The organism is Marinobacter xiaoshiensis (assembly GCF_031631795.1).
In the GTDB taxonomy this organism is placed as follows: Bacteria; Pseudomonadota; Gammaproteobacteria; order Pseudomonadales; family Oleiphilaceae; genus Marinobacter; species Marinobacter xiaoshiensis.
This window is the reverse complement of record NZ_JAVMBO010000018.1, coordinates 308,065-322,304: the sequence shown is the minus strand read 5'-3', so window position 1 is coordinate 322,304 and position 14,240 is coordinate 308,065. Positions and strand designations below refer to the sequence as shown.

Annotated in this window: 14 protein-coding genes; 7 read left to right on the top strand and 7 right to left on the bottom strand. The window is 53.1% G+C overall.

The genetic code is table 11. The features are described from left to right. The first annotated feature begins 27 nt into the window (after positions 1-27). The 5 genes from RKA07_RS16890 to RKA07_RS16870 all read left to right on the top strand — a co-directional run bounded on the left by RKA07_RS16890 (position 28) and on the right by RKA07_RS16870 (position 4,750). The gene (locus tag RKA07_RS16890; protein WP_200202112.1) at positions 28-1,401 is read left to right on the top strand and encodes an HDOD domain-containing protein; all 1,374 of its coding nucleotides are present in this window, start codon (positions 28-30) and stop codon (positions 1,399-1,401) included. A gap of 201 nt (positions 1,402-1,602) precedes the next feature. Next, positions 1,603-2,256, top strand: coding sequence for an adenylate kinase (gene adk, locus RKA07_RS16885; RefSeq protein ID WP_310966896.1), 654 nt, complete (start codon positions 1,603-1,605; stop codon positions 2,254-2,256). A gap of 33 nt (positions 2,257-2,289) precedes the next feature. Beyond that, on the top strand, positions 2,290-2,988 hold the full coding sequence (gene tsaB / locus RKA07_RS16880) for a tRNA (adenosine(37)-N6)-threonylcarbamoyltransferase complex dimerization subunit type 1 TsaB (RefSeq protein ID WP_310966895.1): 699 nt from the start codon (positions 2,290-2,292) through the stop codon (positions 2,986-2,988). A 12-nt stretch (positions 2,989-3,000) separates the two neighbouring features. Continuing rightward, positions 3,001-3,840 carry a class I SAM-dependent methyltransferase gene (locus RKA07_RS16875; RefSeq protein ID WP_310966894.1) on the top strand — a complete coding sequence of 280 codons (840 nt, stop codon included), beginning with the start codon at positions 3,001-3,003 and terminating at the stop codon, positions 3,838-3,840. A 472-nt stretch (positions 3,841-4,312) separates the two neighbouring features. Beyond that, complete coding sequence (locus RKA07_RS16870) at positions 4,313-4,750, top strand: hypothetical protein (protein ID WP_310966893.1); 438 nt, start codon at positions 4,313-4,315, stop codon at positions 4,748-4,750. Between the two features lie 75 nt (positions 4,751-4,825). On the opposite strand, the gene RKA07_RS16865 is transcribed toward RKA07_RS16870, so the two are convergent. From RKA07_RS16865 to plsB, 4 genes are all read right to left on the bottom strand, one after another. Continuing rightward, on the bottom strand, positions 4,826-5,119 hold the full coding sequence (locus RKA07_RS16865; protein WP_200201882.1) for a type II toxin-antitoxin system RelE/ParE family toxin: 294 nt from the start codon (positions 5,117-5,119) through the stop codon (positions 4,826-4,828). After that, positions 5,119-5,358: a type II toxin-antitoxin system ParD family antitoxin gene (locus RKA07_RS16860; RefSeq protein ID WP_200201881.1), complete on the bottom strand. Its 240-nt coding sequence runs from the start codon at positions 5,356-5,358 to the stop codon at positions 5,119-5,121. The genes RKA07_RS16865 and RKA07_RS16860 overlap by 1 nt, the downstream gene beginning before the upstream one ends. A 200-nt stretch (positions 5,359-5,558) precedes the next feature. Next, on the bottom strand, positions 5,559-5,789 hold the full coding sequence (locus RKA07_RS18000; RefSeq protein ID WP_435404625.1) for a type II toxin-antitoxin system CcdA family antitoxin: 231 nt from the start codon (positions 5,787-5,789) through the stop codon (positions 5,559-5,561). A gap of 60 nt (positions 5,790-5,849) precedes the next feature. Further along, positions 5,850-8,318 carry a glycerol-3-phosphate 1-O-acyltransferase PlsB gene (gene plsB, locus RKA07_RS16845; protein WP_200201879.1) on the bottom strand — a complete coding sequence of 823 codons (2,469 nt, stop codon included), beginning with the start codon at positions 8,316-8,318 and terminating at the stop codon, positions 5,850-5,852. 141 nt (positions 8,319-8,459) lie between these two features. Between plsB and nudC the strand changes: the two genes are divergently transcribed. Together nudC and murI are read left to right on the top strand one after the other, a co-directional pair. After that, positions 8,460-9,290, top strand: coding sequence for an NAD(+) diphosphatase (gene nudC / locus RKA07_RS16840; RefSeq protein WP_310966892.1), 831 nt, complete (start codon positions 8,460-8,462; stop codon positions 9,288-9,290). Beyond that, entirely contained in the window at positions 9,283-10,116 is an 834-nt protein-coding gene (murI, locus tag RKA07_RS16835) for a glutamate racemase (protein ID WP_310966891.1), read from the top strand. The genes nudC and murI overlap by 8 nt, the downstream gene beginning before the upstream one ends. Here murI and RKA07_RS16830 read toward each other — a convergent pair. From RKA07_RS16830 to RKA07_RS16820, 3 genes are all read right to left on the bottom strand, one after another. Beyond that, complete coding sequence (locus RKA07_RS16830; RefSeq protein WP_200370124.1) at positions 10,111-11,118, bottom strand: DUF2156 domain-containing protein; 1,008 nt, start codon at positions 11,116-11,118, stop codon at positions 10,111-10,113. The genes murI and RKA07_RS16830 overlap by 6 nt on opposite strands. 39 nt (positions 11,119-11,157) lie before the next feature. Beyond that, positions 11,158-11,811: a class I SAM-dependent methyltransferase gene (locus tag RKA07_RS16825; protein ID WP_200201875.1), complete on the bottom strand. Its 654-nt coding sequence runs from the start codon at positions 11,809-11,811 to the stop codon at positions 11,158-11,160. A gap of 239 nt (positions 11,812-12,050) precedes the next feature. Then, entirely contained in the window at positions 12,051-14,231 is a 2,181-nt protein-coding gene (locus tag RKA07_RS16820; protein WP_310966890.1) for an EAL domain-containing protein, read from the bottom strand. Between the last annotated feature and the right edge of the window lie 9 nt (positions 14,232-14,240).

Genomic DNA, 14,240 nt, shown 5'->3' with positions numbered 1-14,240 from the left:
CCTGCCATGGATAACAGGAGTATTCTTTTGGCTCTCGCAGCGCGACTGGAGCGATTTTTTAATCAGCAAGGCATTGCTTATCAGGAGCGGCCCATCGGTCGGGCTAGCAGCCTGGATGAGGCCGTATCGGCCTTGGGCGAATCCCGGAAAAACGTCATTAAAGCAACACTGCTGATTGATATCAGTGGCATTGTTATGGCTGTGCACAAATTCGACAGTGCGCTTGATACAGAAGCTCTACACCAGTTGACAGGGCGCCATTTGCAACCCCTGACGGCGCAGCAGACCATGCGGTTGTTCGGTGATTGTGACCCCGGGTTTACGCCACCAATTGGCAATGCTTACGAGTTGCCAGTATTGCTGGATGAAGGTATTTCACAGGCTGAGCAGGTGTTGTTTTCCAGTGGCACAGATCACTCCATGGTAGAGCTGGATGGGCGCTCGTTGCGGCTGGCGATGGCCGGTAGCCGGGAAGGGAATCTGGCTATTCGCGGGCCGGGTAATAACGGTGGCCGGGATGCGCTGACGCTGGCAGAAGTCGCCAGCAAATTGAAAAAACTGTACCGATTGCCGCCTATGCCGGCACTGGCATTGCGTATTTTGCGCTTGACGTCCAACACCGAGGCCACGGCCCGGGAGCTGGCGGAGCTTATTGAGTTTGACCCTAGCCTGACGGCGCAGGTAATGCGCTATGCCCGGTCGGCGCTGTTCAATTACCCGGGCCAGATTAACTCTGTTCAGGATGCTGTAACCCGCGTGCTGGGCTTCGACCGGGTTGCCCACATAGCATTGGGCATTGCTTCAGTTCGTGCGTTCGATGTGCCCAAGGCGGGCATCCTGGGTATGGATAGTTTTTGGCGTCACTCACTTTACTGTGCTTTTGTGAGTCAACGCATGGCACCTCGCTGCGGTGCAGACAAAGGCTTGGCGTATTTGTGCGGCTTGTTGCACAACTTTGGTTTGTTGCTGGTTGGGCACTTGTTTCCGGCAGAATTCAAAGAGCTCAATAAGCTGCGAGAAGCCAACCCGGAAGCCAGCATGCAGTCTCTGGAGCAGCAGGTGTTCGGGCAGGGCGGTGAGCAGGAAATTATTTCTGTAGGTCACGGTGCCATTGGCGGAATTCTGCATCGTCTCTGGGAGTTGCCTGACCCGGTTGTCAAAGCTGCAGGCGTGCACCAGCAGCCAGGCTACCAAGGTGAGCATCAAAACTATGTGATGATGGTTCAGCTGGCTAACGCATTGCTGAAGGAGCGAGGCATTGGCGACGAGTTCAATTCAGATGATATTCCTGCCTTGCTGGATGGCCTGGGGTTGGAGCCAGGATTCGTGGATGAGTTGAATGTCGAAATTGATCAGGTGGCCCCGGAACTGGATGCCCTGGCATCGTCACTGAACACCTGATACTGGTCTTGCTAGCCTCCGTTATACGTCAGTTTTATGTAGATGATACGGAGGTCGACTTTCTCTGAAGTGCCTGACTTCGTATAATGCGCCATCGTCGAATTCGACCGACATCTGTTTCAATGGGAGAGGTTGTCGCAAAGGCACGGGTTTTTGCCACAGTTTTTCAAACTTTAATAACGAAAACGGGAGCACAGCTGTATGCGAATCATCATGTTAGGCGCACCAGGCGCGGGAAAGGGGACTCAGGCCCAATTTATAACTGAGCGTTTTGGTATTCCCCAGATTTCCACTGGCGATATGCTGCGGGCCGCTGTTAAAGCTGAAACTGAGCTTGGACTGCAGGTTAAAGAAGTGATGGCGACCGGCGGCCTGGTCTCTGATGACATCATTATTGCGCTGATTGAAGAGCGGGTTAAGAGCCCTGACTGCAAAAATGGATATTTGCTGGACGGCTTCCCGCGCACAATTCCCCAGGCTGAAGCTTTGAAAGATCAGGGCATTGTTATCGACTATGTTGTCGAGATCGCTGTCGACGACGAAGAGATTGTTAGCCGTTTGTCTGGTCGCCGTGTGCATGAGGGTAGTGGCCGGATTTATCACGTCAAATACGATCCACCCAAGGTGGAAGGTAAAGACGATGAAACGGGTGAGCCGCTGATGCAGCGTGCAGACGACAAGGAAGAAACTGTTCGCAAGCGCCTGAAGATCTACCACGATCAGACCGCACCTTTGATCGGGTACTACCAGGATCTGGCCAAGACACAGCCTGAAGCGGCACCAGAGTATGTGAGCGTTGAAGGCGTAGGCAGCTTGGACAGTATTCGCGAACAGATTAGCGCTCGCCTCAAATAATCCATTGATGTTCTACCGAGGCCATTCACGCCTGTGAAACTTTTGGCACTGGACACCTCCTCAGAGGGCTGCTCTGCAGCCCTTTTTGTTGACGGTGAGGTTATCGAGAAGTTTGAGATTGCGCCCAGAGGCCATACACGCCTTCTGATGCCGATGCTGCGAGAGTTATTGGCGGAGCAAAGGCTTAAACCAGCCGATCTCGATGCCCTGGCATTTGCCCGTGGTCCGGGATCCTTTACTGGTGTCCGTATCGCCACGGGTGTGGTTCAGGGCCTGGCATGGGGACTCAACCTTCCGGTTGTTCCGGTCTCTTCGCTTGAAACGGTTGCGCTTGGCGCTATTGAGGGCTTGCAGGTAAGTGAAGGCCAAGGCGTAGCTGTCGCCTTTGATGCCCGCATGAGCGAAGTCTACTGGGGCTGCTTTTTGAATCGCTCGGGCTTGCCAGAGCTGATTGGCGCGGAGCGCGTCTGTTCACCGTCCAGCGTTGTTCTGGAGCCCGGAATTGAAGAGTGGGCTGGTGCGGGCCAGGGTTGGGCATTTCGTGAAAAGATGCCCCCGGAGGCTTCAAGCCTGATCACTGCGGTGGATGAATCTCTCATTCCCCGGGCTGCCTGGGTTGCACGTCTGGCCGCGTTGAAGTTCAGTCAGGGATTGGCTGTGCCGGCAGAGCAGGCGCAACCGGTTTACATCCGCGATGAAGTTACCTGGAAGAAATTGCCGGGCCGTGAATAAGGTTTTTATCTGATGTCACGCCCTAACGCTTCGAAAGTCCCCTCTGACCACACACGTATTCCGTTGGCTGTCGCCCGAAGTCCGCTTGGCGATGATCACAAGGCCAAACTGCTTGGCTCTGATTTATCCTTGCCGTACCTTGGTGTTGTCCGCCCGAAAGATGTGCAGCAGGCTGATGCCTTACTGTTTCTGGACGAGAACGGATTGTGTCTGCAAGTAGCCGGAAAAGGCGCACCAGGCCCTGTGAGAGCAGAGTTTGTGACCGGCAAGATGGGATACCGTCGTGAGCATGGTGGAGGCTCCGGCCAGCTTGTTGCGCGCGCTGTTGGCTTACAGAAAGCCAAAGCAGGCTTGCATGTTCTGGATGCCACTGCTGGCTTGGGTCAAGACGCGTTCGTGCTCGCTAGCCTTGGTTGTCATGTCAGCCTGTTTGAACGTAACCCCGTGATTCATGCGCTGCTGGCGGATGGTTTGGCCCGGGCAGCCCTGAATATGGATTGCGCACCCATCATCGCCCGAATGACACTGAGGGCCGGGAGTAGCATTGACTGGTTGACTAGCGTTGAAGAGGCCTCAGAAGTGGCCGATGTTATCTATCTCGACCCCATGTTTCCCCACAGGGACAAACCTGCGCTGGTGAAGAAAGAAATGCAGGTGTTCCGAACGGTAGTAGGGGATGACGACGACTCAGAAGCTTTGTTGAACGCTGCACTGGCCACCGCAACCTATCGCGTGGTGGTTAAACGCCCACGGAAGGCACCGGCGATCCCCGGGCCTGAGCCGAGCACCCGGGTAGAGGGCAAGAGTAGCCGTTACGATATCTACCCTGTCCGCGCATTACCCTCGCGCTAGCCCTCTAGCCGATCCTTTGCCCACCGACGCTCCGCGTTACGATGCCACTACAAGCCGTGACTGACCTCCTCAGATACATTTTGGCCTAACCTGGCCTCCAGGTTTGAAGCTGGTGTTGTAGTTCCTGTGATATTCGAAGATCCGAATCTAACCAGCACGGGCGCGCATGCTGCAGGAGTTATACGAACGCGTTCGCAAAACTCCAGAAATCTCCAAAGAAAAGAAGGTAACTATCTGATAGGGTTGGAAAGTTGAAGCAGGAAGGGTGGAGTTATACGCCCGTGGTGGGAGCAGGAGTGGCTCGAAATAGGGCGTATAACTCCGGCGGTAGTCGTGGTAATTGGTCCTCAAGATTTTGTTTTTATTTGGAAAATCGTGTTTTCTTGAGTGTGTTTGAATGGAGTTTTACGAATAAGTGATATACGAACTCGTTCGTATAATTAGCTGTTAATTTCAAGGAGATTGTCGGTATATGGAAGTAAGCACTCAAGAACGTATCATCGCTGGCACGGTGCCATTGGTCAGCTTGATCATTTTCTATACCTATTTCTGGCTGTATGTACCATTGGTTATTCTTTTCCTGCTATTGGCTCGTCGTTTCGAATTTACGCATAGCAAGATGACTCTGCTGAAGTTCATGGATCTTTGGCTATCAACATTTATTTACCTCATGCTTCTGGCGGCACTAGCTGTTGGGGTTCGTATTGCGGTTCGTGACGCAGGCACGAGCATCCCTTACCTTTCAGGCGATGGTCTTAAAAATATACTCATGCTGGTTGGTATGGGCTTGAGCATCGTTGCAACCGTGTTCCTTTCAGTTGCAGGGTTTCGTGGGAGAAATTTAAAAATTCCAGGCCTGGTTCGGCCGTTTGAATACTGGATCGGGCGCAGTGCTACACCCACAAATTAACAAGTCGCAGCAGTTTGCGGCCGATGGCCGCCGGACGCCACTGACTTGGCGCCGCTGTGCTTCAGCGTTATGGGGTTACAGGTGCTGTTCCACATCCATGCTGTTGTGAAGAATCCGTATTACAACGATATGGGATTCCGTGCCAGCCCGGTAAAAGATGACATGGCTACCCTGGCTGAATTTTTTGTACCCTGGCTTGATATCGTCCGCATCGCGGCCTATTTCAGGCTGGCGAGAAAGCAGTTTGAATGCATCATCAAACTGCTTGAGGTATTTATCGCGTTGCCGCTTTCCCCATTTTTCGGTGGTAAAGCGGCCAATATTAATAAGATCTTTACGGGCAGAAGCGGTAAGCAGGTAAGGACGCATTAGTGAGCTTCGTTATCCAGTTCTGCAATAATGCTTTCAAGGGAATAATCCGCTATCCCGCTTTGCTCACCTTCATCCAAGAGGCGTCGGAGGCGATCAAGCTTGCTCTCTGTTTCTTCAAGCAGGCGCAGTCCGGCGCGGACCACTTCGCTCGCCGAGCCATAACGGCCATTCTCCACTTGGGCCGCAATAAACTCATCAAAGTGAGGGCCAAGTGTAATGCTGGTATTTCTAGCCATGAGTAGCCTCCTGTACCAAATATTGGTACATTGTGCCAAGACACCCATAACAAGGCAAGGCAGGCCGACATGGACTTCCCCCACTTCAGTAGACACGCATCGATAACTCCGCCACAGGAGAAGTACGATGCCGAAAATGATCACGGGGAAGAAGACCCAACGCTATAGCGTCGAGTTGAAAGTCAAAGCGGTGGAATGGATTAATCCAGGCGAGACAAAAGATGCGGAAGTCCTTTTCCTCTTTCCCAAAGGCTACGATATCGCACTGTATGAGAGGCTTGAATGGCGCCTTCAGGAAGGGGCGCTGGTAGGTTAATGTTCAGAGCACGAGCTCTGTTCAGCAAGTCGCTGTTAACCGACAAATTAGCGGCCTTTTTGGGAGCGGCAATGTTGCATAGATCGGCCGTTGTAGCCTCCAGTTGCAGCAACATGCTTAGTGATAGGTTGTGCGCATGCAAGTGCAGTTAACCAGAGGCCGTTGCCGGGCGGCGTTACACGCCTAGCATAGTGACTTGCTGAATGGCCTGTCGTTTCTCCACGCTCAGTACCAGTCGGGCATCATCCGCCACTTCATCCAGGCCTTCGCCATAGCATAGCAATTCGTTGTCATCGGTGGTGATAACACCGTTTTTTTGCATGTTGGCAATAAAGTTCCGGAACAGGCTCTTGTCAAAAAACTCAGGCGCATTCAGCCCGAACAAGATAGACATACGTTCTGCCAGCAAGGTGCACTGCTCTTCCAGTTCTGCTGCGGTAATCGTCCCTGAACCATTTTTGCGCAATATACCCAGCGCGATGTGGTACCGCTCTACCGTCTGAATGATGAATCTGGACAGTATTCTGAGGCGCAGCATGGCTTCAGTGCCTTCTTCGGGGCGCGCGATTCTGTCGTTCTCCTGGGCAACCAACAGGCCCTGTTCTACCAGAACGTCAATCCACTGGTTAATAACCGCTTCCGCTTCTTCAGGTTGGTACTTCAGGAACAGTTCAGACTGGATATAAGGGTAGGCGACGCCAGCAAGATGGACGATTCGTTCACGTGCAAGTGAGCTTTTGTTCTCGAACAGGCTAGCCACCAGTGCAGGCAAGGCAAAAAGGTGCTGGATGTTGTTGCGATAGTAGGTCATCAGGATGGCATTGCTGCCTTCCAGCCCAATGATGTCACCCAGCTTCTGGGGTTGGCGTGAGACCAGCCCCATGGATTCGCAGTAGGTAACCCAGTCTTTTCCTGAGCCTTCAGGCAAGGTTACAGTGTCTGCGTAGGGGAAAGCCTTGAGAAGGTCTCCGTACTGATCCGCCAGGCGAACAAGCTGGCCTTCATCCATGGCCAGCCTTTCAGCGCCAAGCAATACGGTTGCGATCATGCCAATGGGGTTTACTGCTACCGATGCGTTGATGCTTGAGGCAACGCGCTGTGATAGTTCGCCAACCGCTTCATTGAGCCAGGCAGGACGATACTCTGAGCTGTAAGCTTCATCGCGCCAGCTGTCGCGGACATCGTCCAATACCTCAGACAGATGTATGGCCTCGCCAAAGTTGAGTGCAACTTTGCCGAAGGAGCTACCAAGGTTGCGGGCGGATTTTGCCAGCCCGAACACGCTTTCTTTCTGCTTTTTCTTACCCCGGAGTTCGCCCAGGTAAGATCGCCCTTCCATGACCTTTTCATACCCGATGTACACAGGAACGAAAACAATCGGCTTGCGGTGGTCGCGCAGGAAGCTGCGCACTGTCATGGCGAGCATGCCCGGGCGGGGTTGCAGCATACGGCCGGTGCGGCTGCGGCCGCCTTCTACAAAATATTCAACCGAGTAGCCACGGGTAAACATTACGTGCATGTATTCGTTGAAAACGGTGCTGTAAAGCGGGTTGTCCCGGAAGCTTCTGCGCATGAAGAAGGCCCCGCCCCGGCGCAGGATTGGCCCTAATATCGGCATGTTCAGGTTGATGCCTGCTGCGATGTGCGGGGGCATCAGGCCGTTTTTGTAGAGCACGTAAGACAGCAACAGGTAGTCGATATGGGAGCGGTGGCAGGGCACGTATATGACCGTGTTGTTCTGAGCAGTTTCCTTGGCCACGCGAATGTTGTTAACGGCAATGCCTTTGTAAATGCGGTTCCAGAGCCAGGCAAGTAGTACCTCAAAAATACGGATGGTGACGATGGACATGCTGGCGGCAATTTCATCAGCGTATTTGTAGGCCCGGGCACGTACTTTTTCTGGCGCTATGTCTTCTTTGACTGCGGTCTCCCGGATAGCCTCTTTAACGGCCTGGGTTCTTACCAAGCCTTCTACGAGCGTTCTCCGGTGCGACAAATCCGGGCCTAACACCGCTTGTCGAACCTTGCGGAAGTGGGTTCGCAAAATACGGGCAAGCTTGCGGTTGGCGCGCTCTTCGCTGTGGCGATACTCTTCAATAATCTGCTTCAGCGGGAAGGGCTTATTGAACTGAACATAGGTGTTACGACCATGCACCAGAATAATCAGGAATTTTTGCAGTCGGCCAGCAACAGACCAGGTGTCTGATAAAAGCAGTTTCACCAGGGACTTTTCTTTGTCCGGAGAACGTCCCCAGAACAGGGATACAGGAACAATCTGTACATCCTTCTCCGGGTTTTCCAGACCGTAGCGCACCAGCGCCTGGAATTCAGGGGTTGGAACAGGCGCCTGGCGTTTGCGGAAGGATCTGCCAACTCGACGGTACAGAAAAAAGAAGGAGTGCGAAGGGCCATTTTTTACCGGAAGTGATGTAGTGGCACCGGGCAGATTTGCTCGTATCACCTCCTGCTCAAGAACCAGTCGACTCGATAGCGAGCTGTATTGCAGTACATAACAGACGGGCTTTTCAGGCGACAGCCCCAGTGCTTCAATGCTGTTCCCGCTGACGTCTGTCCGAACCCATAAAAACAGGATTTTCCGGAAAAGTGTCAGGATCAGGCTTCGAATACCCTGGTAAAGACGCATAAAATGTCGCTCCGATGAAAAACAGCCGCCAAGTTTACTTGGTTGAGTGAGAGCCGGAAAGCCAATGCTTCATTCTTGAAGCTCTCTTACGTGTGATACATTCCTGTTTGGCCCGTTTAACACTATAAGGTGCGATAGCAGATGGCGACATCATCTATTCAGTGGAACCCCGGATGGACTACCAGGCAGCCCGAGCGGGGAGACCTTGTACTGGTACTGTCTGGATCCGGTGTGTTCAAGCCGGGCGATGGATGGTTGCAGCCGTTGGAAAGTATGCCTGTGCAGGCAGGAAGTGCGGGCTTTGTATCTTTGGGAAGCGCAGATGGCCGTGCAGTTTTCGTGACCGAAGTACCGGAATCCGTTAGTGCTGACGGTGATATTGTTTCGTTGCGCGATGCCTTGATGATGATCAGCGATGTGCCCGCGGCCATGCTCAGCACCGGCTTTCAGGTTTGGCAGTGGTTTCAGGATCACCAGTATTGTGGGCGCTGTGGTGGCTGCATGGGGTTTCATCGCCGGGAACGGGCAAAGTGGTGCGATAGCTGCAGCATTCCTTGGTATCCGCGGCTTGCGCCCTGTGTGATTGTGGTGATTCGCAAAGAGGACCACTACCTTTTGGCCAAGTCCTCTCGTGTGAAGCGCCATTTCTATAGCCTGATAGCAGGTTTTGTGGAGCCAGGAGAAAGCCTGGAAGCTGCCGTTGTGCGTGAGGTAAAAGAAGAAACCGGGTTGGATGTGACTAATATTCAATATCGGGCGTCTGAGCCCTGGCCCTTTCCACACCAGTTGATGGCCGGTTTTTTTGCTGACTATGCTGGTGGCGAGCTGGTTCTCCAGGAGGATGAGCTTGCTGATGCAGGTTGGTTTTTACCTGGTAGCAGGCCGCCAGTGCCACCAGAAACGACAATTTCCGGGCGACTGATACGGGATATGGAAAGAATGATTACTGGTGGAGTGTCCGGCCTTGAGTGAGCGTGGCTTACCGCGGGTTCTGGTTTTTGATTCAGGCGTTGGCGGGTTAAGCGTTGCAGCCTGTGTCCATGAAAAGCTGCCGCAGACATCTATTGTATATTTGGCAGATAACGCCGCCTTTCCCTACGGTGGTCAGCCAGAATCTGTCGTTATTGAGCGTTGTTGCTCGCTTATTGCAAAAGCACTGGAACAATACCCATGTGATGCGATTGTGGTGGCTTGCAACACGGCCAGCACGGTTGCCCTGCCGCACCTGCGCGCTATAACAGCTGTGCCGGTGGTGGGTGTTGTGCCAGCGGTGAAACCTGCTGCGGCGCAAACCCTCAATCACCGGATTGGGCTTCTGGCCACCCCTGCAACGGTACGCCGGCCTTACCTCGACGAGTTGGTGCGGGAATTTGCCTCTCACTGCGAGGTTGAGCGTGTTGGGCACCCGGCGCTGGTTCAGTGGGCGGAGGATTTGGCCAGAGGTGTAGCTGTGCCTCAGGCTGAACTCGATAGCGCAGTTGCGAGCCTGCGAAATGCTGGAGTGGATACCGTTGTCCTCGGGTGTACTCACTATCCACTGTTGCTGGATAATCTTCGGTTAAGTCTGCCGGAGGTGAAGTTCTGGGTGGATTCCGGGGAGGCTATTGCGCGCCGTGTTGCCTGGCTTCTGGCGCAAGCCGAAAAGCCTTTAACCGCGACGGCGCCCAGTGACGTTAAAGGCGAACCTGTGGCTGCAGCCCTGTTCACCGGTAAGGCTCCGGAAGGTGTTGCCAATTATATGGCAATCATGGGCCTGCAGCCTGCCAAGGTTGTCGGGAATTGGCCTTCAGAGTCATAGCACTTGGGTCAGCTTGAACATGGCAAGAAACTCGAGTGCTGGTATGCTCCGCTTGTGGCAGCAGTATGTCTTGAAGTTGTCGCCGCGGAACCGTGATTTAGTGAACTCCAGTCCCTTGAAGTTATAGATGAAATTACCCCGGTTGTAGATGCCGTGCAAAATGCGTTTTAGAAGCCGTCCTTCCTGGTGTTCCGTGGTTGAGTCAAGCGACAGCGGGATAAGCCCCAAATCCAGATAGGGAACGCCTTCGGCCTTGAATGCTTCCATGGCGTGTGCCATCAGAGTATAGAAAATGCCCTGTTTGAAATCTGCGTTTGCGCGGGAAATATTAGGGACGTAACTGATGATTTCGTTGTCGCGGTAAATCGGATCAAAGTAGATAAATCCAACCGCTTTGCCATCCTGGTACGCATAGAAGCGACGCTCGTTTTCCCGGTATTCCATGTCCATGGGGCGAATCAGAAAGCGGATTTCGTTACTTTTACATTTGCGGGTACGAATCCAGGCTTCCGAGATTTCCCGGGTGTGGTCGTCGCTGAACCGTTCCTGCACCGTGATGGCGCTTTTTTCAGCCTGGTTCAATGCGGTGCGCAGAATCTGTTTTTTCTTGCCGCTAAGAGACCACTTTGCAAGGTCGATTCGGGATTCGCTGCCAAACTGTGTGCCGTACAAGCCAAAGCGCTGGTGCAAGAAGTCCACAACCGGTTTGGAAACCTGTACATAGGAGGCGTTAGGGAAGCGCTTTTGAAACAGCTCCAGAACCGCACCGAAGTTTTCCGGGGCGCAGACTGGGTCTGAGAGAACAATGGTGGTGCCCCACTGCCGCATGTAGGCCACATACCCCATCCCTGGTACATCAAAATATTGCATACCTGGCTGCAGGGTAGAGAAGGATTGGGAATGGCCGCCAAACCTCTTCAGGTAACCTACTCGCTCACTGAAGGTAAAAGCGGTGCTTTCAAGCTCGGAGGCCTGGTCGAGAGCAAGGATTTGATCTGACATGTGAATCTCCCCGGTTTTTATTATTTGGCAGATGATCTGTTATGCCTGCTTGCGGCCGAGAATTGACCAGTAACAATCCATGTTCAGCAGTTTGAAGTGCTTTTTCTCCGTTACCTCAAGGCCCAGGCTACGCATGTGCTCCGGGTAGTTGTATATCTTGTGGAAGGCATTGTTGGCGAACAGCCAGAAGGTAAACACGGCCATGTACCAGTACAGCTTTTTGAAGGTGCGCGAGAACACATTGCCGGTTGGGTAACAGAAATCGCCTACAACAATGTGAGCGTCTTCCTTGCCCAGTTGAATCAGGTGTTCCAGAACCTTCACCATCATGGTTTCGTCAAATACGTTGAGGAAAAAGTTGGCGACAACCATGTCGTATTGACCTACTTCATCCACTTTCATGATGTCGCTGTGAATGCGGCGAATGCTGAGGTGGGGTGCTTCGCTTTCCTGTGCTTCTCCGAACTTGCGCAGCATGGTTTCTGACAAGTCAACAACCGTAACGTCGGCACCCAGTTCTGCTGCACGTATGGCGTCCCGGCCATGGCCAACACCGGCAAACAGAATGCGGTCGCCTTGCTTCACTGTTTCCACATCCAGCATCGCGGTTTTACATCGGTGAATGTTTTTTCCGCTGTAAAGATTGCTGAGGAAATCGTACACGGGGCCTATGTAGCGGTACTTGTCACGCATGATAACTGCTGCCTGTTCTTGTTAGCTTGAATGCCGCCATCGTTATTGTAATTTTTGCCATTCTGACTAGTCAGAATGTTTCGATAGCCAATGTCTTTGTGATTCAAGTCTATTGAGCAGGGTAGAAAAAATATGTGCCGTAATCCCCATTTCGAGATACAAAAATTAACCTGAGGCACTACTTTGATAACAGATTCAAGGTTCGGTATAGGATTGTAAGACAGTGTTCTCGGAGCAGATCAGCTTGAGGCGGTTGCAGCCATTTCGGTTTTTGGGTGTGTCAGCAACTTGCTGATTTCTGCAGCGGGTTGTGCGGGGCCGTAGAAAAATCCCTGTACCTGATGGCAGCCGAGTGCGCGCAGGTAATCGAGCTGCTTTTCAGTCTCTACGCCCTCGGCAACAATTTCCAGCTTGAGCCCGTGAGCCATAGCTACAATAGCGTTAACAATACAGGCATCGTCCACGCCACTTCGGATGGCTTTAACGAAGGATTGATCAACTTTCAGGGTGTGGATAGGCAGTCTGTGCAGGTAGTTCAGTGATGAATACCCGGTGCCAAAATCATCGATTGCGATACGTACGCCGATATTTGCCAGCTCCCGGAGCTTCTGGCTGATCTGCTCCAGGTCGTTCATGATCACGTTTTCGGTAATTTCGATTTCCAGATTTGCGGGAGGGAACCGGTTAGCGTTTACTCGCTCTATCAAGGTTTCAACAAACCGGGGATGCTCCACCTCAATAGGGGAAAGGTTTACGGCCAGTCGCAAGTCTTTATGCCCGGCGCGGATCCATTGGCCAACATCCCGGCATGCCTGATCCAGAACCTGCTCGCTGAGCAGGCCAATGAGCTTGGTTTCCTCGGCCAGACTGAGAAAATCCCGGGGGTAGAGCAGGCCACGTTCAGGGTGCTGCCAACGTACCAAAGCCTCGAGCCCAACGATCTGATCAGTGCGGGCACAAACCTGGGGCTGGTAAAACACCCGCAGCTCTTTTTTCTCAAGAGCTATGCGCAGATCCCGTTCCAGCAGCAAGCGGTGGGTACTGTCGATGCTCATGCTCTCGGAGTAAAAGCGATAGCTGTCTTTGCCCCGGGCCTTGACGTGATACATGGCGATATCAGCATTCTGGATCAGCTGATCCATGCTGCAGCCTGCTTCCGGATAGATAGCGATGCCAATGCTGACCCCCACATACACTTCATGCTCGCCCAGCAGGAAAGGCGCTTTGAGTGTCTTGATGAGTTTTCTGGCGATCTGGCTTGCGTCTTCGTGACCGTGAACCGATGGAAGAAGCAGGGTGAATTCGTCGCCGCCAAAGCGAGACAAGGTGTCGCCCTTGCGCAGGCAGCCTTCCAAGCGTTGGGTGACAGCTTGTAGCAGCCGGTCACCCATAGCGTGGCCAAGGGTATCATTAATGATTTTGAAGCGGTCCAGGTCAAGAAACATCACTGCGAGCTTTTGGTGGCCGCGACGTGCATGGGTGATGGCTAACTCCAGACGATCTTTAAACAACGCGCGGTTAGGCAAGCGCGTGAGCAGGTCGTGATAGGCCTGGAAATTTATAAAGGCTTCAGCTTCTTTGCGTTCAGTGACATCGCGTGCAGTGCCGTAGTAGCTGGCGTTTTGGCCATTACCGCCGCCGTTGGTACTGCCGTTGTGTGTCCAAGCCTGGGGTGAAATGGGAAAGGCTGTTATCTCGAAATGCCGGGTAGCTCGGCGGCTACCTCGTGTTTTGAGACGTATCTCAAGAGTACGGGGGTTGTCTGCGCTGATGTCCGGCGCGTTGAGTGCGTAAACACCTCTGGCGAGATCGCGCTCATCAAGAATGTTCCGGAAGTGCTTGCCACAGAGCTCAGCCGGCTTATAGCCCAGCAGGCTTTCGACCTTGCTGTTAATAAAACAGAAGTGCCCCTTTGCATCCAGCATGAATACGATATCGGGCGAACTGTTTACGATGTAACGATGCAGTGCTTCAGATTTCTCAAGGCGCACCTGTATGTCTTCATGGGCTTTAAGAAGCGACTGCTTGCCAATAACGCCTTTTACTGTGGCGATGAGTTCTTCAGGATCAAATGGCTTACGAACGTAGTCCAGAGCACCGCGCCTGAGTGCGCGGCTGACGGCTGTGAATGAGCTTTCTCCGCTGATAACGATAATCGCGCATTCTGGCTGCCGGCTGTTCAGGTGGCTCATGACTGCAAAACCATCTACTTCTGGCATGCGCAAATCGAGCAGGGCCAGGTCAAAGCGAAGGGTGTCTGCCAGTTCGCAGGCCTGTTTTCCGCCATGGGCCTCGGTTACATCGTAGCCGCAGCTGCGCAGCAGGGTAGACAAAGCGCTTGCCAGGCGTGGCTCGTCATCAACCACCAGAATGCGCGCTGCGCCATGCAAGGTATGCTTGTTGGGCTGATCAGGTGCCATTGCTCTGGA